The organism is Helicobacter sp. MIT 01-3238, from assembly GCF_003364135.1.
Lineage (GTDB): Bacteria > Campylobacterota > Campylobacteria > Campylobacterales > Helicobacteraceae > Helicobacter_B.
Window position 1 is genome coordinate 1 of record NZ_NXLN01000031.1, and the last position, 21,087, is coordinate 21,087.

The following is a 21,087-nucleotide window of genomic DNA, read 5'->3' on the forward strand; positions in this document are numbered from 1 at the left end:
AACCACTATAAATAGGGAAATATGAGATTTTTAACTTTCGCATTTTTTTAGTATTTTTAAGAATATTCGATAAACAATCTCATTTCTAATAAAACTTTAAGTTTTCTTGTATTATAATCCTACTCATATTTTTCACAATTTAAAGGAGCAACAATGGATTTTGCAGAAGTCATAAAGGGTTACATTTCCCATATGAACGACCACCACAGCAAAGAGCTAGAAGCATTGCTTAAAAAATTTGGCAATGTAGATGAACCAAAAAATGTCCTATTAGAAAGTATTGATTTAGAGGGGCTAGACATAGCTCATAGCGGGGGCAAACTTCGCGTAGAATTCCCACAAAAAGCCACGCAAGAAAATCTACGCGACACGATTATCGAGCTATGCAAAAGCATTGAGCAAAGCAAGGATTTGGGCAAAGTAGAAAGAGAGATAGTCGAGTTTGCCAAAAGCTTTGGTTCTGCTTGTCTTGCTACGCTTAGCCCAAAAGGCGAGGTGCTTTGCACTTACGCACCTGTGATTCATCATAAAGAGAAATTTTTTATCTACATTAGCGAGGTTGGAGAGCATTTTAGCTCTATCAAGTCTCACCCTGAAAATATTGAGCTAATGTTTTTAGAAGATGAGAGCAAGGCAAAATCTGTGATTTTGCGCAAAAGACTTCGCTACCGAGTAGAGCCTAGATTTATACAACGAGGTGGCGGGGAGTTTGATGAAGTCTATGATAGCTTCATAGAGCAAAGTGGCGGAGGTGGCGGAATCAAAACCATACGCGATTTTGCAGATTTCCACCTTATTGAGCTTAAGCCACAAGGCGGGCGATTTGTCAAAGGATTTGGAGAGGCATATCTCATAAAAGATGGTAAAGCTAGCCATATCACAGGTGGTGCTGGCGGTGGCTCTCCACACAAATTCCCACACAAAGGAGCATAGCACAAAATTCAACTAAATGCGAAATAAGGCAACTAAAGGCGTAATAGGGTAGGTTGAGCGGTGGGTCTCCTTTAGTTGTTGTGATTTGTTTAGGTAGCTTGTGAGATTTCGCACAAGGTTTTGTAAAATCTTGCAACCAAGTCTTGCAAGCAACGCCTAAATGGCATTATCTTCCTTTTCAACGAAATACCCCTTTTCTCTACTCTCTCCTTTGGGAATTGGGGGATTTCGTTTTTATCACTCTTTCTTTATTAGTATTTCTTTTTTACTTCTGCTTATTTTTTCTTTTTAGTATATTTTGCTATAATTACGCAATCACGCACGGCTTGACACGCGTTTTCGTGCTTTTTAATCCTTACAAAATCTCCACAAAGGCATACTAATGATAGATATAAAGCTACTTCTAAACGACTTTGACACCATAGCCCAAAAGCTATCCACTCGCAATCTACCAAAAGAACAATTAGAAAACCTATCAAACCTCGCCAAAAACTACAAATCACAAAAACAAGCCCTAGAATCTCTGCAAGAATCCCAAAACAAAGAATCCAAAAATTTTGGCGCACTAATGGCACAAAAGCGCGATAAAAACGACAGCGAAGTGCTAGCCCTAAAAGAAAAGCTAGAATCAAACAAATCTCAAATATCCAAAAACGAAGCACTTGTAAGAGAAGCAAAAGAACAGCTAGATTTTGTGCTAGCCCAAATCCCAAATATCCCTGATGAATCCACACCCATAGGCACAGATGAAAATCAAAATGTCGAAATAGACCGTATCCTTACCCCAAAAGAGTTTAGCTTCACTCCAAAGGAGCATTGGGAGCTAGCCGAGTGGCACAACAAACAAAGCGACAATAGGGGGAAATGGATAGATTTCGGTGCGGGTGTGAAGCTAGCAAAATCGCGTTTTAGCGTTTTGCGAGGGCAGGGGGCTAGATTGTCTCGCGCGCTTATAAACTTTATGCTTGATATGAATGAAAGGGCTGGATTTGAAATCATCTCCACACCCGTAATCGTAAATGAAAAAATGCTCTTTGGCACGGGGCAGTTGCCAAAATTTGAAGAAGATATGTTTAAAATCGCCCAAGACAATCTAGAGCAAAGCACAGAATCACACGAGTCAAACGATGAAGCACAATCTAGCGAGTCCAAAAGCGCACTCTATCTCATCTCTACTTCTGAAATCACTCTTACAAATCTCTATAACGACACAATCATAAACGCAGATGATTTGCCTATCTGCCTAACAGCCCAAACCCCTTGCTTTCGCAAAGAAGCTGGGAGTGCAGGGCGAGATACACGCGGTATCATTCGCCAACACCAATTTGACAAAGTAGAGCTAGTAGCTATCACTCACCCAAGCCAAAGTCAAGCTATGCAGGCAAAAATGATAGAATGTGCTAGCTCGATTTTACAAGCACTAGAGCTACCTCATAGGCTAGTGCAGTTATGCAGTGGGGATTTGGGATTTAGTGCTAGCAACACTGTGGATATAGAAGTGTGGTTTGCAGGGCAGAGGAAATATCGAGAGATTAGCTCGGTATCAAACACGCGTGATTTTCAAGCGCGTAGAGCAAAAATCCGCTACAAAGAAAATGGCAAAAACGCCCTTGCACACACGCTAAATGGCTCTTCACTTGCAGTGGGGCGATGTCTAGCTGCGATAATGGAGTATTACCAAAAAGAAAATGGCGAGATAGAGATTCCCAAAGTTTTGATTCCATATATGGCACGAAATGTGCTAGATATGCACTAACTAAAGGTGTGATTTGTGCGCCGACATATCGCACAAATTGCGAAATCTAGCACGCAAGCAGAATAGCCTAATTTTGTAGCTACATATTTCATAATTTTACAAGAGAGAATACGAAGGGGAAAAATGCCACCAGAGCCAAGTAACATTAACAGCATACAAGAAACACAAGCTAGTGAGCAATCTAGCGCAAATGCAGGTGGCAAACTTGGTGGGCTAGCCCAAAAAATTTCCGCATATTTAGACCCGCTTGTTGCGCCACTTTTAGAAAATCCTACTTTTGAGAAAATCTACAAAAACAAGCCACTTTTTTTTGGGATTTTGGGCGGTGTGCTCGCACTCATCATCATACTCATCATCGTCCTTATCCTAGCCCTATCACCCAAAAGCGAGGAGGACGAGGAGGAGGAATTCACAGAGAGGACTTACACGCAAGCAGAGATTGATGAGATTGTAAATACTCCTTTGCCAGAAGCAAGTGATGAAATCAAAGAATCCAATATGGACAATCTAATCATCAAAGGAAATCTATTATTTCAGCAAGGCTTACACAAGGAAGCCTATCAGGTTTTTCGCAAAATCGCGGATTTTTCTCAATCCATAGCCAACTACAATCTAGGCACAATCCAGCTAAAAAACAACTCCTATGAAGACTCTATCGTGGCGTATTCTGACTCCATAGAAACAGGACAAAATATCTCGGCAAGCTCGATAAATGCAGCGATTGCCGCGCTAAAAATCAATCGCTATGATTTATCAAGCCATTACCTAAATCTAGCGCGTGATAATCTAGCCGAAATCGCAAATGAGCCGTTTTTTAGCTATGCTTATGCACTACTTTCCTACTACAAGGGCAACTACTTTGAGACACTCTCCCCCTTGCTAAATCCAAACTCTAAAGACTTCACTACTCAAAACGCAAGGCTTGCAGCGCATATTTTTACGATTTTTAGCGATGATGAAAATGCGCTAAAAAATATCCAAAAAGTCGCCACCCCAAAAGATGACAAAACCATAGGGCTACTTTATGCACGAATGGCACAATACCCAAAAGCAAAAACGCACTTGATGAACTATTTAAGAGCAAATCCAAGAGATATTGATTCTATGCTGGCACTAGGGCTTATTGACTTAAAACTTGGGAATTATATGGGTGCGGCAAATTCACTAGAATCTATCGCTTCAAATAGGGGATTCCAAGAAAAAGCGCAAAAAATTTATCCTATCAAAGTGATAATCAACCCCGAGCTTTTTGATATAGCTTTGGCTCAAAGAATGTTTTGGGAAAGAGACTTTGAAAACAAAGACAAACTAGGCTATAAAATGCTTTTTTATTACGCGCCTTATCGTGTGTTTGACGCAAAGAGGGCATTAGAAGAAATCTCTCAAGCCTCAAGCCTTACGCATATCAATATCACAGAGGGAAAAAATATGCTACTTCGTAGCTCTACGACTTCCAAAATCGATAAACAGATTCTAAGGACGCTTGTAGAGCTTGAGAGCAAAAATTTGCGCGAAGCACTCGGCTTTCTACAAGAAGCAACCAAAAACAACCCCAACCACGCGATTTTGTATTATAACTTAGGACTTGTGCTAGCGCAACTAGGGCATTATGATGATGCGTATTCGCATTTTATCCGTGCGTATTATTTAGACCAGAGCGATTATATATCAGGGATTTTTGCCGTTCTAGCAGGTAGATTTAGCAACAAAAACACAAATAGAATCAATAATGATTTGATGCAAAGATTTTATGATGAGGAGATTAGCAACCCTACAAAAAAAGCATATATCGAAAACTTCCTAAACTATCTAAATGACAATCAATTCCAAGAGCGAGATTGGATAAAAAACGCAAAAGTCAAAGAACCGATTTATTATGTGCTTGAGTTTATCTACGCGCTAAAAAGCAAAAACAAAAAAGAAATGCTAGAAAATATAAACGAGCTTAAAAATATCTATCCAAACGACATTGTGGCAAATATTTTATCTATCCTTGTGGGTAGCTTTGGGGATAATCTCCAAGATATAAGCATAAGTATGTATAATCTTTTTAACCAAAAATCCCTTGATTTGCGTCCTTTGCACTTAGGTGGCGCATTTCCTAGAGAGCTGTATGTCTACACAGGGTTTGTAACAGGCTCACTGCAAAATCAAGCCCGCATAATGCAAAACTACCTTATCGCAAATGAGAACGACCCTAGAGGCACTATGCAAACACTCGGTGCGATATATCTCTATCAGAGAGAATTCCAAAAAGCATATAGTATCTACACCACGCTTGTAGATGAGCTAAAAGAGGGCGATAGTCATACGCGATTTTTAGCTGCGGTAAGTGCGGTGGGTGCGGGCAACTATCCTGATGCTGTGCTACTACTTCAGCTAGCCAAAATGGAAACCCCCACCGCTTATGAAGCACGATATGGACTAGGGCTACTCTACCACGCTGCAAACAATCTAAAAACTGCCGCACTTAATTATAACTTTATCGCTGTGCCAAATTTTCACTCCCAATTTTTTGATTTCCAAATTGATACGCAAAAAATCCACTCCTATGAGCTTGTAAGCAAAAACAACGGCAATCCAGAAGACAACCCACCAAATCCTACGCAAGAAGTGGATACAAAGTCCGCACAAAATCAAAGCTCTACACAGCAAAGTGTGCAACAAAATGCACAACAAAGCACACAGCAAAATCCACAACTTGATGAAAATCAGCTACCACAGCCCGCACAACAGCCCGTAACAAATCCGCTTTTAGACACTTAAACGCACTAAAGTCTTATAATGTCTCACCTCCTAGATTCTCTAAATCCTAAGCAAAAAGAAGCCGCTACGCATATTGATGGGGCATTGCTAATCTTAGCAGGTGCAGGCAGTGGCAAGACAAAGACGCTTACTTCACGCTTAGCCTACCTCATAAAAGAAGTTGGGATTTCCCCAGATTCTACGCTTACTCTTACTTTTACCAACAAAGCTGCTAGCGAAATGAAAGAGCGCGCACTAAATCTACTTAGAGAATCTAGCAACAAAAATGGAGCAAAAGAAGCAAACTTCGCTCAATCCTTTTTGTCATTACCTCCACCACTTTTATGCACTTTTCATCGCTTTGGTTTGTTTTTTTTGCGACTTCATATTTCACACTTAGGACGAGAAGCTACTTTTACACTTATAGACACTGATGACCAAAAGCGAATCATCAAGCAGATTGATTCTAGTATGCAAACGGCGATGATTTTGGGCTATATCTCAAACCAAAAAAACGCACTCATTTCAGCAAAAAATGCGACACTATCTGCAAAAACTCCACAACAAAAAATGCTAAGCAAAATCTATGAAAAATATGAGGAATTTTTGCTAAAAAACAATATGGTGGATTTTGATGATTTGTTGCTATTAAGTTTTAGGATTTTGGATAGTGATGAAAATCTATGCGCTCAAACCTCACAAAAATACCAATACATTATGGTTGATGAATACCAAGATACAAACCTTTTGCAAGTAGCGTTGCTAAAAAAACTTTGCGCCACTCATCAAAATCTATGTGTGGTAGGCGATGATGACCAGAGTATTTATAGTTGGAGAGGGGCTGATATAGGCTATATTTTGGGATTTGCCCAAAGTTTTGATAACGCAAAAGTCATCAAACTAGAATCAAACTACCGCTCAAAAGCCCCCATACTAGAAGCCGCAAACGCCCTAATCACGCACAATACCTCGCGGCTAGGCAAGCAGCTAGAATCCACGCGCGGGCAGGGCGAAAATGTCGAGCATATTTATAGCTATGATGAAAATGCAGAAGCAAACACTATCGCACAAAAAATCGCCAAACTCATAAATAATGGGACAAATCCACAAGAAATTGCGATTTTGTTTCGCCTAAACGCCCTCTCAAGAAGTATAGAAGAGGGGCTAAATCGCGCTAAGATTCCCTACAAACTCATCGGCGCGATTCGATTCTATGAGCGAGCGGAGATAAAAGACATTTTGGCATATTTCCGCCTTGTGGTAAATATGCGTGATGATTTTAGCCTAAAGCGAATCATAAACACACCAAAGCGAGGCATAGGAGAAGTGGTGCAAAAAAAGATTTTCTCCCTTGCAGAATCGCTTGGCATAAGCGTCTTTGAAGCATACAAACTAGGGCATTTGGATTCTATTTTGCGCCCTGCACAAAAAAACGAGCTAGAAAAACTTTTTGTGATTTTGCAAGACTTGCAAAAGGCACTAGAGGAAAGTCCGCTAAAGTTTTTGGCTGATTTTGGAGAAAAAATCCAAGTCATTGATGAAGTCAAAAACAAACACGATGAAATCGACAGACTAGCAAATGTGCACGAATTTTATGGATATTTCCGCGACTATATCACGCAAAATCCACACAACTCTTTGAGTGATTTTTTGGGCGATTTATCGCTTAGCTCTGGGCTAGATGTGCCATTGCAAGATTGTGTATGCCTAATGAGCGTGCATAGCGCAAAAGGGCTAGAATTTGAATATGTTTTTGTAGTGGGAATGGAAAAAGGATTTTTTCCTCTTGTGCGTGATGAGAGCGATTTAGAAGAGGAAAGGAGGCTTGGCTATGTGGCTTTTACCCGAGCAAAAGACAAACTATTTACTTCAAGTGTGCGCTCAAGGTTTTATAAAGGCAGGCGCGAGATTATGGACTTATCGCCTTTCCTCTATGAAGCAAATATATTACAAAAAAACCCCAAAAGCAATGAGCTAGATGAAATCCTGCTAGATAGTCCAAGTAGTCAAAATAGCGATAATGATGGGGATAAAACATATCGCTTCAGAAATGGCGAAGCTGTGAGGCACAAAATCTTTGGTGCGGGCATCATAAAAGAAGTGCAAGGGGACAAACTGCATATCAATTTTGGTGGAAATGTGCGCGTGATAATGCAGGATTTTGTAGAAAAAATCTAAACTAAAATCAAAGGTGTGTAAATGTGGCTAAAAAAAATACTAAAAACTTACAAGAATTTTGGCAAGATTTTTGGGGTAGTGTGCTTATGTGTATGTCATTTTGCTTTGGCAGTGCAAGATAACGCTTTGCAACCCCCCTTACAAAGCCTACAAGACACCAAAGACATAATCGCACAAGACATAGCAAATGAGGATAATATAAAAGAATACATTCTCTCTCAATATAGGGCATTGTATCCGCACTTTGAGCTAGAAAGCATAAGCATAGACATACCAAAAAGCTTAAACCCAAAAGCCAAAATCCGTAAGCTAAGCCTGCCAAGTAACGCTACTAAAAAGCCAAGCGGGACGATTATCGCTACGATTTTGCAGGGCAAAGGGGTGGTTTCTGTGCCTATTGGCTATCATATCTATGCAAATGTCCTTATAGTCCAAGCAACACTATCAATAAAAACAGGCACAGACATAACGCAGCAAAACACACAAACGCAATGGATAAGCCTCTCTGCTATAAAAGGAAATCCCCTGCCACCCCAAGAAATAGGAAATGTCTCTGCTCGCTCGCTTATCCCACCAAACTCTATCATCACCCGCGATAAAGTCCAAGAGCGGATTTTGGTTCGCAAAGGCGACAAAATCATAGGGCTTTATAAATCACAATCTATGCAGGCTCAAATCGCGCTAAAAGCCCTGCAAAACGGCTCAAAAGGCAATATCATAAAAGCACAGAATCTCCAAAGTGGCAAAATCTTGCAAGTGCGGATTGTCGATGAGGGAGTGGGCGAGATTTTGTAAAACACTTTTTGGTATAATGACAAACCAAAAATGCTTCAAATGCTTCATAAAGCGCATTAGCACAAACCAAACACCAAAAGCCATAAAAACAAAAATAAGGAAAAACAATGTCAAATCAAAAAAAAATGCGTGAGAAAATCCTAAATCAAATAAGAATATTAGCTTTGATTTTTTGTGGTGTGTTTTTGGTGGATTTTGCTTTGGCAAGCGAGCTAGAATCAACACAAACAAGCCAAGTGCTAAACACTGACACTACTTACAATCCTTTGCAAATCAAAGCCTTTGATTCTGCAATCAAGCATTCTCTTAGCTTGCTTGAAGTGGCTTTTATAAACGCCAAGCTAGAATCTTATGCTAGCCCCTTGATACTTCGGGTAATTTTATCACTCATTGCATTTGGGTTTTTGTGGCTATTTCGCAGGATTTTGACACGACTTGTTATGTGGCTTATTAGTCTTAGTTTTCATCTAGCCAAGCAGGATAAGGACGCACAGAGCAAAATCCAGCGTGAGATTATCAAGCCTGTTTCGCTGTTTTTGTTTTTGCTAAGCCTTGATATAAGTATCAATATTTTGTATTACCCAAGCCTTAGCCCAAAGGAGCTGGAAAAATGGTTTTCTGTGGGCTATGTGATAAATTTTGGGTGGTTTATCATTATCGCGCTTAGGGGATATGCAGCGGTGTTTATAAGCACTATCACCCAAAAAAACACCACGCAGCATTTTCGCAAAGAAGTGCTAAATCTTTTGCTAAAAATTGCGTATTTTTTCATCGTCATCATTATGTTTTTGTGGATTTTGAAAATCTTGGGCTTTAATATTTCAGCAATCATCGCTTCACTCGGGCTTGGTGGGCTAGCTGTGGCACTAGCTGTCAAAGATATGCTTGCCAATTTTTTCGCCTCTGTAATGTTGCTTTTTGATAATTCATTTTCGCAAGGCGATAGAATCGAATGTGGTGGCGTAGATGGCGTAGTGGTAGAGATGGGACTGCGCCGCACGACTATCCGCACAAGTGATAACGCCCTAGTGCTTATCCCAAACTCCGAGCTAGCAAACAAATCTATTATAAATTGGAGTCGCAGAAAAGCAGGCAGGCTTATAAAGCTAAATATAGGACTTACATACTCCACTTCACGAGAGCAGGTGTGTGAGTGTGCCAAAGTGATAAAAAATATGCTACTAGAGCACCCCAAAATCGCCAAAGATAGCGATGAAAAAGAAGGGTTAGATTTTAGCATTTCTTTTAAGCAAGATATTATTTCGGTTGATGATTATCTAGGCTACAAAGGTAGCGTATATGTCGTGCTTAATGAGCTAGGCGATAGCTCAATAGATATTTTGGTGTATTGCTTTAGCAAAGCCATAAGCTATGGAGAATTTTTGCTTACAAAAGAGGAGATTTTGCTAGAGATAATGCGTATAGTAGAGTCTATGGGGCTTAGTTTTGCATTCCCAAGTCAAAGTGTGTATATCGAGCAAATGCCACAAAACACACTTGCAAATATACCCCAAAAGACAACATAACAAAAGATAGACATTTATAGATTCTATGCAAAATCTAGTTTTGCTAGATTTTATATTTTTTGTGCGTTATAAATTTTGCACACAACGCTATATTTTTCAAGGCTATATTTTGCGCTAAAAAATGCGTTGATTCTCATTATTTGTGTATTTTTGATAAAAGCTAATAATTAAACTCAAAATAATGATTTTTATATTACAATAACGATTTAAAAAATCACTAGATGATTTTTAGAGGATTTTTTGTGGATTTTATCAGCTATTTTTGCGTAAAATCCACATAAAAAGCACTTGCAAAATATTCGCAAATACATTTACAAACAAGCCAAATCTAGCCAAAAACCTAATGGAGTAGCACTATGACAAAAAAACCCCTTTCACAACCCTCGCAACAAAACACCCATTCTACTTCCCAGCTTACAATAGCCCTTGTCGGTCAGCCAAATGTCGGCAAAAGCTCTCTTATCAACGCTATAAGTGGCGCAAACCTAAAAGTGGGGAATTTTAGCGGTGTAACGGTGCAAAAAGATGAAGTGCGCTTCAGCTACAAAGGCACTCAAATCAATATCGTGGATTTGCCCGGGACTTATAGCCTAAATGACTATTCGCCAGATGAGAAAATCACCAAAGATTTTTTGGAATCTAGGCAATATGACATCGTGCTAAATGTGCTAGATTCTACCAATCTAGCGCGAAATCTCGCTCTAAGTGCGCAAATAATGGGGCTTGGTGTGAAGTGCGTGCTAGGGCTAAATATGATAGATGAGGCAAAAGCTGATGGCATAGAGATTGACACAGAGCTACTAAGTGAGATATTGGGCGTGGCTTGCATACCTATTTCAGCGCAAAAACGACACAATATCCACACACTATTTGACACACTCATAGATACGCACAACAAGCCATTTTGCGAGCCAAAGCGCATTTATGATGATTTGCTAGAATCTAGCATTGGTAAAATTGAAGAGTTTTTGCTCCAAAAAAGTTTTTATGAGCTAAATTCTTATCCTAGTCAAAAAGAAGCACTCTCAAGCAGAATCATAGCGATTTTGCTACTTCGGCTTGATACAAATCTATATGCTTATTTGCACGACAAGCCTTGTTATACGCAAGTTACACAGTTTGTCAATGAAGTAAGTGCAAATCTCACAAAACAAAGTGGGGAAGAAAATATCCAAAGCATTTTTAACCAAGATTCTATAAGCTTCGCACAAGGCGCAGCCCAAGAGGTGCTAAGCTACAAAAAACCACCCTTGCTAGATGAAGCAAATCTAGTGCGAGAAACAAGCACAGATTCTGCGGATTCCATAAATTCTTTAGATTCTGCCCAAAGCCACACAAGCCTAAAACCTAGCGCAAATCCTACAAAATCCCACCTTAAGAACTTCTCTACAAATCTCTCTACACATTTTGGCAAAAATTTTCGCAAAAAAGACTTTGATATGCCAAGCTCGCTAGAGCGCACAAAGCGCATAGATTTTATTTTGCTTCACAAATTTTTTGGCTTGCCTATTTTCTTTTTGCTTATGTTTTTGCTTTTTGAGATGACTTTCTATGTCGGTGGTTTTGCAAAGGACTACATAGAGGAGGGTTTTGCCAAGTTTGGAGAGTTTTTGGGCGAAGTGCTTGTAAGCCACCCTCAAGCTATCTCACTTATCTGTGATGGTATCATCGGTGGTGTAGGCACGGTGCTAGCATTTTTGCCACTCATTGCGGTGTTGTATTTTGGGATTGCGATTTTGGAGGGGAGCGGATATATGGCTAGAGTGGCATTTTTGTTTGACGGATTTTTGCACAAATTTGGCTTGCACGGCAAAAGTTTTATCCCTATGATTGCGGGGTTTGGCTGCTCTGTGCCTGCATATATGGCTACCCGCACGCTAAAAAACCAAAACGAACGACTTATCACGCTTTTTGTGATTGGCTTTATGAGCTGCTCGGCTAGATTGCCTATTTATGTGCTATTTGTGGGAGCGTTTTTCCCTGAAAAATACGCTGGATTTGTGCTTTTTGGGATTTATGTGCTTGGTGGGGCGGTGGCACTGATGATGGCAAAAGTGCTAAAACTATCGCTTTTTCGTGGCAGAGATGAACCATTTGTAATGGAAATGCCAAAATACAGAATCCCAAATTTTCGCACCGTGTGGTTTAGTATCTGGGGCAAGGTAGTTATGTTTCTAAAAAAAGCTGGTGGATTTATCCTTATCGCTTCTGTGCTGATTTGGTTTGCTTCACAATACCCCAAAAATCCGCAAATAGATGAAATCTATGAAGCCAAAAAACAAGAAGTGCTAGAGAGTAAAAACCTTAGCGAAGAGCAAAAAAACGAGGAAATCACCCATCTAGAAAACGAGCAAAAAGAGAAGTTTTTGCGCGATACTTACTCGGGTAGAGTAGGGGAGATTTTGGAGCCTGTGTTTGCTCCTATGGGGTTTGATTGGAGGTTGTCTATTTCGATAGTTACAGGATTTGCAGCAAAGGAAGTTGTCGTATCCACACTTGGCGTTCTCTACTCACTTGGCGAGGGCGTAGAGGAGGACTCTAGCTCTTTGCAGCAAATGCTAAGAGATAGCATTTCTTTTCCTAGCGCAGTGGCATTTGTAGTGTTTGTGATGTTTTATATCCCTTGCTTTGCGGCGACTATTAGCTTTGGGCGTGAGGCTGGGGGAATCAAGTTTGTTGGATATTTATTTGTTTTTACTACTATTGTGGCGTATATTTTTTCACTTATTTCGTATTGGGTGGCGTTGCTTGGGTATAGCTTTTTTATGGGGTAGCTAGGCTCTTGCAAGGGTTTTTTGCAGATTGCCACCAATACTTTTCCCACAAAAAGGATGGCCTTGCTAGAGATATGCAACCACACAAGAAGCGCACTGCCTCAAGGGATAGAATCTCGCTTAGATTCTACGCTTGGTGTGGTGCTTGAGAGTGTGCTAGATTCTAGCTTGGATTGCGATTTGGATTCTGCTTCAAAATCTACTTTAGACTCTACTTCTTTAGATTCTGCTTTGGGCTATTTTTGTCGCGATGGTAAAAATATCTGCGAAAAAATCCATATCGAGCTAGTATTTGTAAGCACTGCAAAGGTGCGCAAAATCAACAAAGAATTTTTAGCCAAAGACTATGCTACCGATGTGCTAAGCTTCCCCCTTGTAGATTTCCCGCTTACAGATTCTGCAGATTCGCCTTTAGCAGATTTTTTGCTTGCGAAATTGCAAGATTTATCATCGCTAGATTCTAGCGAGTTTTTGCCACTACTACTAGGCAGTATCGTTATAAATCTCCCTCTAGCACGCAAAAATAGTCTAAAATTTGCCCATAGCCTAGATGATGAAATCATTATTTTATTTATCCACGCAGTGCTACATTTACTAGGATTTGACCACGAGAGAGATAGAGGAGCGCATAGACAAAAAGAGCGTGAGATAATGCAAAAACTTAACTTATCCAAAAACTTAAAAAGTCTTATTTCTAGGGCGAATTCTCCACAATGATTATTTACGCAATAAGCCCTTTTGCAATAAAAGGCAAAATCTAACACGGAGTGAAAAATGAGTAAAAAGCATAGAAAACTTGTAATTTTTAGTGGGGCGGGGCTAAGTGCGGACTCTGGGATAGCCACTTTTCGCGATAGTGATGGGCTGTGGGCGAGCTATGACCCGTTTGAAGTGTGCAATTTTAAAAATTGGGAGAAAAACTACTAGCTAGTGCATAGGTTTTATAACCTGCGTAGAGAGGAGCTAAAAAGTGTCAAGCCAAATGCTATGCACGAGTTTTTGGCTAACTTGGTAGATTTGTTAGCTAGAGAATCTATCGAAGTAGTCTATCTCACCCAAAATGTCGATGATTTGCTAGAGCGAGCAGGTGCGCAAAATGTAATCCACCTGCACGGAGAGCTAACCAAAATCATCTGCCCAAAGTGTCATCATATCAGCGATATAGGCTATGAACACTTTGATAGCACTACTCCCTGTCCCAAATGCGGCAACAAAAAGCAAAAGCCAAAAATCGTGTTTTTTTATGAGAATGCGCCACTATATGAGGTGATGAACGCGGTGTTTTTCTCACTTGGCAAAGATGATGGTGTGCTTGTGGTAGGCACAAGTGGGAGTGTCATACCTATCGGCGTGATTTTGGGACGAAGTAGCGAGATAGGACTAAAAATCCTAAACAACCTCGCACCATCGCCATATATCGATGAGAGATTGTTTGACAAAGTCATATATAGCAAAGCCATAGAAGCAATCCCACAAATCAAGCAAGAAATAGAAGCATTTTTTGGGATTTAGGGGTTTGTTGTGCATTTCTTAAAATGTTTGGATTTACTTAAAAGAGACTTTTATATCCGCTTGCAAGTCAAACTCTTTGATAAGCACATCTATCAAAAATATCGCCGTGTCTCTGTCAAATCGTATCGTTTGTCCCTCATTATCCCCCTTTTCTCCAAAAGTTCCTAGCTGAAAAAATTGCTTACCCTCAATTTTTGCACTAAAATATTCACTTTTTGCGAATATTATTTGTTTTTCTTTGAATTTTTTAGGCTCTACTTTATGTAGCTTATCTTTTTCTAAAATTCCCATTACTGCACTCCTTGATTATTTAGTTTTCTATAATTATCACACCCGTTTTGGCTTCCCAAATCACAGGCTTTACCAAAGTATTGCTTAGCAGTGGAGCTATTTTGCCTAACCCCTTGTCCGTTAATATATCGCACACCCAGATTGTTGCACGCAAAACCATATTTCATATCACAGGCTTTTTTCCATAGCTCGTGTGCTTTGTAGTAATCTTGGCGCACTCCTTGCCCTCCATTATACAAAACACCTAGATTGTAACAATCCTCTGCTTGCGAATATTCATCATTGCCTTTATTGCACGCGATTTCATAGTATTTCTTTGCATTATAGTAGTCTTGTAATTTATAATAAGCTCCTGCTAATAAACTATATACTCTACTTGCTCTATTATCCCCCAAAGCAATAGCTTTTTCAAAGTAGGGTATCGCCTCTCTATAACGCCCCGCTGTATAATAAAGTCCTCCAATAATGTCACAATTATCTTTAATGCAATTTTCCAATCCCCAACCATTTTCTATGTAATTATTGATAAGTGCTTCACACGCATTTTTGTCCTCATTTTCATAGCAATTATGCCTAGCTCTCTCCCATCCCTCATCACTTATCGCCCCTAGACTTACACTTACCACGCTTACCAAAATCCCACACGCTAAGACACATTTTGCTATCTTGTTATTTGCTTTTACCATTTTAAGCCCCTCCTTTTGTATTCTGTGATGATAAAGTCTGCCAAGTCCCTATTTAGTCTTATTCCACTATTTTTTCCTACAAATATTTTGCCATTATTGTGACCACCATTACTCTTCATAGAACTAAAATTGTCATCAAAATCTTTATCTAGCCATTCTTTTAGTTCATTCTTTGATATACTGCAAGAATCACCCTTAGATAGCTTAATATAATTAAACAAAATATAGCTATTAAATTGGTGTGGATTATCAAACCAGCCTTTGATTTTTTCTTTTAGATTTTCTATTTCTTCTTGTGTTGTATCGTTATTTTGCATTTTGCACTCCTGCTTTATGGATTTTATGCAAAAGCGATACTACAAAAAAAAAAAAAAACAGAATACTAATGTGAGGAAAGCACGAGGGGATTTTGGGAGGATTTGTAAAATTGCGAGAATTTTGAAATGTTTGAAATGTTGTAGAGGTAAATTTTGCGGGGATTTTGCACATATTTTGTGCGGAGTATGCTTTGAAGTCTTTGTGTGATGATTTGTAATGGACTTGTGAGATTTTATTAGTTTTTGTGGTTTTTGCCTTGCTTTGCTTTTTATTGTCATACTGAGGCTTTAGCCCGAAGTATCTCAAAAAAAAAATGTAAATTTATAAGAAGTGCTTTTTTGGATATTTCGCTTTTTGCAAAAGCTCAATATGACAAATCCACATTTCCATTGAGATATTTCGCCTGCGCTTAAATATGACAATGAATTTTTTTTATGCTTTTCCCCTCCCTTAGCACGAAGATATTTGCTTTTCTATGAAAGCTCCCTCCCTTTGTGGAGGGGGTTTGGGGGTGGGTATCCTTTGTGCTAGTAAAAATACAAGTAACGCAAAATCGTCATTACTAAAGATACTTCACTTTGTAAAATAAAAATATAAAAAAAATCACCAAAAAAAACCACCAAAAACAAATTTAGATTTTATGTTTTTATGTCTAGCAGGTTGTTTTCTAGCTCTAGCAGTGGCTCTATTGCGCTATCTACATATACGCGCAAATCACACTCCACACCCAAATCCTCCCTATGCTTTTGCAAAGCAAGCGCGATTTTTTCGCTCATCACCCAAAGCTGTGCTAGTAGCTTATCACTAGAGCTTTTATCCCCCTTTTTTGTATCCTCTCTATATTTTCCCTCCTCACCACAATCGCTAAACACACCTTTTATCGGTCCCAAAGAGGGAAAAATCCCATAAAATTCTACTTGATTTTTGCGTGATTTTTTTTGCGCTATTTGTAGTAAATGCTCCTTGCCCTCATCGCTTATGATTAGGCTAAGAACGCCTTGAGATAGGCTTAGTAGCGACTTTGCTAGCTCGCTAAAGTCTTTTGGATTTTCACTTAAAGTAATCTCTTTTAGCAAAAATTCTTTTAGCTCATTTATGAAGTCTTTTGGATTTTTTTGTAGCTCTGCTAAGTCGTTTAGACTTAGTTTTAGTGGAGAGTTTTTTAGGCTTTCCATTATTTTTGGGTTTTTTATGAGGTTGTTTAGCACGATTTGATTTGCGGCATTTTTTTGCATATTTGCCCAATAGCTCCTGCCTATTTCTAGCTTTATAGCCGATTTTGTGGCGATTTGTGTCCTGCCTAGTTGGAGTAGGTATTCGCCGTTTTTGCTTTGGGATAGGACTTTTAGTAGCACAGGTAGAGAGGCGTTAAAATGTTTTGCGCCTTTTTGGGTGCTTAGAGCAGAATCTAGTTTGGCGAGATTTGCCATTTGTTGCAGGGGATTTAGATTCATTTGTTTTTTGCAGTGTTTGATTTTGTGCTTGATAGACTTTTTGTAAAAACCGAGCCTTGCAAGCTAGATTGGACAAAGTCAAGGATTTGATAGGATAATTCTAGCTTTGATTGCAATGGCAAAAACGCGATATTCTCGCACGCATCGCTACTTTCATCGTGTAATGCCCTAGAATCTAGCAAATAAAAGCTATTATCCTCTGCTCCAAAGGGGGTAGAGCTTTTTGAGATAGCGTTTAGACACACACAAGAGCAGCCTTTGCCCCCCTCGTTTACTCTACGAAGCATTTTTTTTGCATTTTTTAGCGCGTCTTCTAGGGTGTTTTCTGTCGCGTTTTTCTCATTTTTTTGCGTGATACTTTCGGCTTTGAATCCTACTTTGTAGATTTTTTCACTATCTATGCTTGCTAGGACATCTTCGCAGGATTGTAGCTCTAGCGTGAGATTTGGCGAGGTGGATTTTTTGATTTTGTATGTTTTGGGGGATTGTAGTGCGTAGTCGCATAGTGCAGCTGCCATAAATAGCACAGGTTTTTTGCGCTCGCTAGGTGTTTTATCTTTTATGTTTTTTGATTTTGTGCTATCATCAAAACCACCAAAATTCGCACAATCCCCAAAGCTATCAAAATCTCGCAGTTTGGATTCTATCGCTTCTTTGTAGTTATCATTACTTTGCGCGTCTATGCACTCTATTTGGCTAGGCAAAAAGCTATCGATTTTTGAGGAAATGAGCGTAACTTTTGCCCCTAGCGTGTAGGCTGCTTTTGCTATGGCGATTGCTTGCTTGCCACTAGAGTGGTTGCTGATAGCTCGCACGGTATCAATAGGCGAAGTCGCGCCACCACCTGTGATGATAACTTCTCTGCCTGCCCAAAAACCACTTTGCAAAAAGCCATTTTGCACAAAATTTTTTCGCTTAAAATCACTTTGAGAGAAATTATTTTGTTTAGAATCTTTGCTAGGATTTTTTATCTTTAGTGGCAAATCTCGCATATAGCTAGCCCGAAGAGTGCGAAAAATGATTTCTTCTACTTCTGCAAGTGCGCCTATGCCGTATTCATCGCACGCTAGTAGTGCTTCCTTTGGTGGGATTATTTCATAGCCATAGTCTTGCAATCTATCAAGTGCGCTTTGCACTTGTGGGGATAAAAACATTTGTGTATTCATCGCAGGGGCTAGGAGGATTTGCGTGTGCTTAGTAGCTAGCAGGGTTTGGACTATGAGATTATCTGCTATGCCATAAGCGAGCTTGGCTATGGTGTTTGCAGTGGCAGGGGCTAGCAGGACTATATGCGCCCATTTTGCATAAGCTATGTGGGATTTGGGGTGTGGATAAGAGGGAGCAAAATCTGCGGTGCTAGATTTTGAAACACTAGAATCACTAAGGGAATCCGTGTGAGAATCAGCAGTAGAATCAACGCAAGGGACTTTGATAGAATCAGCACGAAAATCAGCGGGTAAATTACCACAAAAATTAGAATCACAAAAATCCAAAGATTTTCCAAAATCTACCCAGCTTTCCGTGTATTTGTGCAAAACTTGAGTATGAGAGATAGCCTCAAAGCTAAGCGGGGAGATAAATCTTTTTGCTTCCTCGCTTAGCACCACAGCGACATTTGCACCGAGTTTTTTTAAACCACTTAAAATCTCTATTGCTTTATACGCTGCGATAGAGCCACTTACACATAGCAAGATATTTTTGTGCTTTAGTGGTTGGATTTTTTCATAGCCATTTTTCATTTTTTCTCCATTTTTGCATCCATTTCATACTTGCTACAAAATCTATGATTTTGCGTGTCAAAAATTTTTGCAAAAAATATTTGCTTTTGTAGAATTTTAGCATTCTTTATCTTGGATAATCTTATATAGAGTATGATTTCATTTGCAATTAGGATTCCAAAGAACAAAAAGAGTAGCAAAAAGCAGGCAAAAGGCACTTAATGATACAAATGACTTATCGCCAAAAGGTGCGCAAAATCCTCCGCATAGCACTTCCTTCAGGCGCAAATTCATTGCTTGATATTATCGTAATGGCATTAGGAATGCTCTTTATGGGGTATTTTGGGCAAGAACACATTGTAGCAGTTTCTATCGCTATGCAGTTTATGATGATGTTTTTTGCGATAAATGCGATATTTTACATCGGCACAAATGCTCAGATTTCTAGGCTTTATGGTATTAGGGATTCTACAAGTGCATCTATGGTGTTTTCTACGCTTTTTTTGCTATGTGCGATTTGTGGGATTCCATTTGTGTGTGTGGCATATCTTGGCACAGATGGATTTATCTCGTGGTTTGATTTGAGTGAGAAGTCAAGCGAGCTAACCAAGCAGTTTTTAAACATAGCTATTTTTACCCTCCCTGCAATGCTGCTAAAAAACATTATCACCGCAGCCTTTGCTGCTATGGGAAACACACTTAGCATTTTTATCGTGCGGATTTTTAGCACGATTTTTTGCATAGTGGCAAACTATTTTTTGATTTTTGAAGTTCGTATAGAGGTTTTTGGCAGTGTCTATCAGCTAGGTGCAGGACTAGAAATCATCGGTGCTGCGCTCTCAAGCGTGCTTACAAGCTATGTGGAGCTAGCATTGTTTGCGCTTCTTGCGTGGAAAAAAGGCAAGTTTTTTATCCAATGTTTTGGAATATTTTGGAAATATTTTTATATCGCGCTAAAGATTGGGATTCCCACAGGCATAGAGCGGTTTTTGACACTTGGCTCTTTGGTGCTTACTACGAAGTTTATCGCTAGCTTTGGCGATATAGCCGTAGCAGGCTCACAAATCGGCTCACGGATAGAATCTTTTGCTTTTATGCCGGGATTTGGGTTTATGGTGGCAGCTATGGCTCTCACAGGGCAAAATCTAGGTGCAAATCGCGTGTGGCTAGCAGAGGATTTGAATAAAACGATTTTGCAAATCGCTAGTGTGGTAATGGGGATTTTGGGGATTTTTATGGTGGTTTTTGCCACTCCTTTAAGTAAAATCTTTTATGATGATGATTCTGTCATAGAGGTGGCGAAGTGGTATCTGTGGGCGGTGGGGGCTTCTCAAGTGCCACTTATTTGGGTGTTTGTGCTTGATGGCGTGCTTCGCGGAGCGGGGATAACCAAAAAAAGCCTTATGATAAATGCTATGAGTATTTGGGTGTTTCGCATAGCTCCTATGTGGGTGGGGATAGAGCTTGGATTTGGCATTTGGTGGGTATTTGTGCTGATTTTTGTGGAGACTTATATCCGCGCAGGGCTTTTTTATGTCGTATATGCTAGGGGAAGCTGGAAGCGCACAGGTAAAGATATTTTTTAAGATTTTTTTACATAGAGATTTTATTAGGGCTTGGTTAAATGATTTTCGCGCTTATTTGCATAAGAAAATCACGCAAAATCTAGCGCAAAGATTGTAAAATCTCGCTAAAAATGATAAAATCTCACATTTGTTTAGATTTTATCCGCGCAGATTCAAACCCAAAATCTAAAAGCGAGAATTTTTAAGAGATGAGTCAAGTGAAGCAATCAATGAAGCAAGAAACCACACCAAGCACACACTCCACGAAAGAATCAAATTCCAAGCAATATTTTATCAAAGCCACACAAAGTGCAGGCATTCAAACTAGAATCGTGCCTTGCGTCCTAGAGCTAGAATACGCACCGCTAAAAAGCCTTAGCCAAGATGTGGTAGAAAAAGAATACCAAGTCTTAGGCGAGCAGGGCAATGACATCATAAGTCAAGCTATGCACTTCCTAAACAAAGAAAGCGATAGCTCAAATGCGATGATTATTGAGCTTTTGTCCCAGATATACCAAAAAGTCGCAAAGATAGAGCGAATAGTGATGAGAGAATCCTCACAGCTAATCGCACTAGATTTTCACACAAGCGTGGCTGCGTTTGGACACGGCGTGATATGCTGTGAGGAGGAGTGCTTCAGGGTGGGGGAGGAGTATTATGCGAGGTTTGTATTGCCAAATGTCTTGCAAAGAATCATCGCCGTATACGCACACGCCATAACGCCACAAATCATCAAAATCACCTCTGCTCACTCTAGCGATATGCGCGTGCTAGATAACTATATCGCTGCTAAAGAAATGGAACAACTTAGAGAGCAAAGGACAAAATAAAGGATA

The 21,087-nt window shown here is 39.6% G+C and carries 15 protein-coding genes and 1 pseudogene; 11 read left to right on the forward strand and 5 right to left on the reverse strand.

Translation table 11 applies throughout. The annotated features are described in order from the left end of the window. The first annotated feature begins 153 nt into the window (after positions 1-153). From CQA40_RS09435 to CQA40_RS09480, 9 genes and pseudogenes are all read left to right on the forward strand, one after another. Positions 154-933 (forward strand): HugZ family heme oxygenase, encoded by a 780-nt coding sequence (locus tag CQA40_RS09435; RefSeq protein ID WP_115520591.1) that lies wholly within the window; start codon positions 154-156, stop codon positions 931-933. 382 nt (positions 934-1,315) lie between these two features. Beyond that, entirely contained in the window at positions 1,316-2,689 is a 1,374-nt protein-coding gene (gene serS / locus CQA40_RS09440; RefSeq protein WP_115520592.1) for a serine--tRNA ligase, read from the forward strand. A 123-nt stretch (positions 2,690-2,812) separates the two neighbouring features. Then, positions 2,813-5,455 carry a tetratricopeptide repeat protein gene (locus CQA40_RS09445; protein ID WP_115520593.1) on the forward strand — a complete coding sequence of 881 codons (2,643 nt, stop codon included), beginning with the start codon at positions 2,813-2,815 and terminating at the stop codon, positions 5,453-5,455. An 18-nt stretch (positions 5,456-5,473) separates the two neighbouring features. After that, positions 5,474-7,612: an ATP-dependent helicase gene (locus tag CQA40_RS09450; protein WP_115520594.1), complete on the forward strand. Its 2,139-nt coding sequence runs from the start codon at positions 5,474-5,476 to the stop codon at positions 7,610-7,612. A gap of 21 nt (positions 7,613-7,633) precedes the next feature. Further along, positions 7,634-8,407, forward strand: a complete 774-nt coding sequence (flgA, locus tag CQA40_RS09455) for a flagellar basal body P-ring formation chaperone FlgA (protein WP_115520595.1) — start codon at positions 7,634-7,636, stop codon at positions 8,405-8,407. 107 nt (positions 8,408-8,514) lie between these two features. Beyond that, positions 8,515-9,933, forward strand: coding sequence for a mechanosensitive ion channel family protein (locus tag CQA40_RS09460; RefSeq protein WP_115520596.1), 1,419 nt, complete (start codon positions 8,515-8,517; stop codon positions 9,931-9,933). A gap of 356 nt (positions 9,934-10,289) precedes the next feature. Next, positions 10,290-12,707, forward strand: a complete 2,418-nt coding sequence (gene feoB, locus CQA40_RS09465) for a ferrous iron transport protein B (RefSeq protein ID WP_115520597.1) — start codon at positions 10,290-10,292, stop codon at positions 12,705-12,707. A 63-nt stretch (positions 12,708-12,770) separates the two neighbouring features. After that, the gene (gene ybeY, locus CQA40_RS09470; protein ID WP_309544453.1) at positions 12,771-13,424 is read left to right on the forward strand and encodes an rRNA maturation RNase YbeY; all 654 of its coding nucleotides are present in this window, start codon (positions 12,771-12,773) and stop codon (positions 13,422-13,424) included. Positions 13,425-13,481: 57 nt separating this feature from the next. Then, a pseudogene (locus CQA40_RS09480) lies at positions 13,482-14,219 on the forward strand (SIR2 family NAD-dependent protein deacylase). A gap of 33 nt (positions 14,220-14,252) precedes the next feature. Here CQA40_RS09480 and CQA40_RS09485 read toward each other — a convergent pair. The 5 genes from CQA40_RS09485 to CQA40_RS09510 form a co-directional block, all read right to left on the reverse strand. Beyond that, complete coding sequence (locus CQA40_RS09485) at positions 14,253-14,510, reverse strand: hypothetical protein (protein WP_115520600.1); 258 nt, start codon at positions 14,508-14,510, stop codon at positions 14,253-14,255. Beyond that, the gene (locus CQA40_RS09490; RefSeq protein ID WP_220271915.1) at positions 14,510-15,196 is read right to left on the reverse strand and encodes a tetratricopeptide repeat protein; all 687 of its coding nucleotides are present in this window, start codon (positions 15,194-15,196) and stop codon (positions 14,510-14,512) included. The genes CQA40_RS09485 and CQA40_RS09490 overlap by 1 nt, the downstream gene beginning before the upstream one ends. Next, positions 15,190-15,513, reverse strand: coding sequence for a hypothetical protein (locus CQA40_RS09495; protein WP_115520601.1), 324 nt, complete (start codon positions 15,511-15,513; stop codon positions 15,190-15,192). The genes CQA40_RS09490 and CQA40_RS09495 overlap by 7 nt, the downstream gene beginning before the upstream one ends. A gap of 639 nt (positions 15,514-16,152) precedes the next feature. Then, complete coding sequence (locus CQA40_RS09505; protein WP_115520603.1) at positions 16,153-16,968, reverse strand: hypothetical protein; 816 nt, start codon at positions 16,966-16,968, stop codon at positions 16,153-16,155. Continuing rightward, positions 16,965-18,707 carry a phosphopantothenoylcysteine decarboxylase gene (locus CQA40_RS09510; protein ID WP_115520604.1) on the reverse strand — a complete coding sequence of 581 codons (1,743 nt, stop codon included), beginning with the start codon at positions 18,705-18,707 and terminating at the stop codon, positions 16,965-16,967. Before CQA40_RS09510 ends, CQA40_RS09505 begins: the two co-directional genes overlap by 4 nt. A 200-nt stretch (positions 18,708-18,907) precedes the next feature. Between CQA40_RS09510 and CQA40_RS09515 the strand changes: the two genes are divergently transcribed. Both CQA40_RS09515 and CQA40_RS09520 read left to right on the forward strand, forming a co-directional pair. Further along, positions 18,908-20,272, forward strand: coding sequence for an MATE family efflux transporter (locus CQA40_RS09515; protein ID WP_115520605.1), 1,365 nt, complete (start codon positions 18,908-18,910; stop codon positions 20,270-20,272). 188 nt (positions 20,273-20,460) lie between these two features. Beyond that, positions 20,461-21,081 carry a hypothetical protein gene (locus CQA40_RS09520; protein WP_147290196.1) on the forward strand — a complete coding sequence of 207 codons (621 nt, stop codon included), beginning with the start codon at positions 20,461-20,463 and terminating at the stop codon, positions 21,079-21,081. Positions 21,082-21,087 lie beyond the last annotated feature (6 nt).

What these genes read in the sequence shown, in the direction of transcription:
- CQA40_RS09445 (WP_115520593.1), top strand. Translation starts at nt 2,813, where the DNA reads ATGCCACCAGAGCCAAGTAACATTAACAGCATACAAGAAACACAAGCT.
- flgA (WP_115520595.1), top strand. Translation starts at nt 7,634, where the DNA reads ATGTGGCTAAAAAAAATACTAAAAACTTACAAGAATTTTGGCAAGATT.
- CQA40_RS09490 (WP_220271915.1), bottom strand. Translation starts at nt 15,196, where the DNA reads ATGGTAAAAGCAAATAACAAGATAGCAAAATGTGTCTTAGCGTGTGGG.
- CQA40_RS09520 (WP_147290196.1), top strand. Translation starts at nt 20,461, where the DNA reads ATGAGTCAAGTGAAGCAATCAATGAAGCAAGAAACCACACCAAGCACA.
- CQA40_RS09510 (WP_115520604.1), bottom strand. Translation starts at nt 18,707, where the DNA reads ATGAAAAATGGCTATGAAAAAATCCAACCACTAAAGCACAAAAATATC.
- CQA40_RS09505 (WP_115520603.1), bottom strand. Translation starts at nt 16,968, where the DNA reads ATGAATCTAAATCCCCTGCAACAAATGGCAAATCTCGCCAAACTAGAT.
- CQA40_RS09485 (WP_115520600.1), bottom strand. Translation starts at nt 14,510, where the DNA reads ATGGGAATTTTAGAAAAAGATAAGCTACATAAAGTAGAGCCTAAAAAA.
- feoB (WP_115520597.1), top strand. Translation starts at nt 10,290, where the DNA reads ATGACAAAAAAACCCCTTTCACAACCCTCGCAACAAAACACCCATTCT.
- CQA40_RS09495 (WP_115520601.1), bottom strand. Translation starts at nt 15,513, where the DNA reads ATGCAAAATAACGATACAACACAAGAAGAAATAGAAAATCTAAAAGAA.
- CQA40_RS09435 (WP_115520591.1), top strand. Translation starts at nt 154, where the DNA reads ATGGATTTTGCAGAAGTCATAAAGGGTTACATTTCCCATATGAACGAC.
- CQA40_RS09450 (WP_115520594.1), top strand. Translation starts at nt 5,474, where the DNA reads ATGTCTCACCTCCTAGATTCTCTAAATCCTAAGCAAAAAGAAGCCGCT.
- serS (WP_115520592.1), top strand. Translation starts at nt 1,316, where the DNA reads ATGATAGATATAAAGCTACTTCTAAACGACTTTGACACCATAGCCCAA.
- CQA40_RS09460 (WP_115520596.1), top strand. Translation starts at nt 8,515, where the DNA reads ATGTCAAATCAAAAAAAAATGCGTGAGAAAATCCTAAATCAAATAAGA.
- CQA40_RS09515 (WP_115520605.1), top strand. Translation starts at nt 18,908, where the DNA reads ATGATACAAATGACTTATCGCCAAAAGGTGCGCAAAATCCTCCGCATA.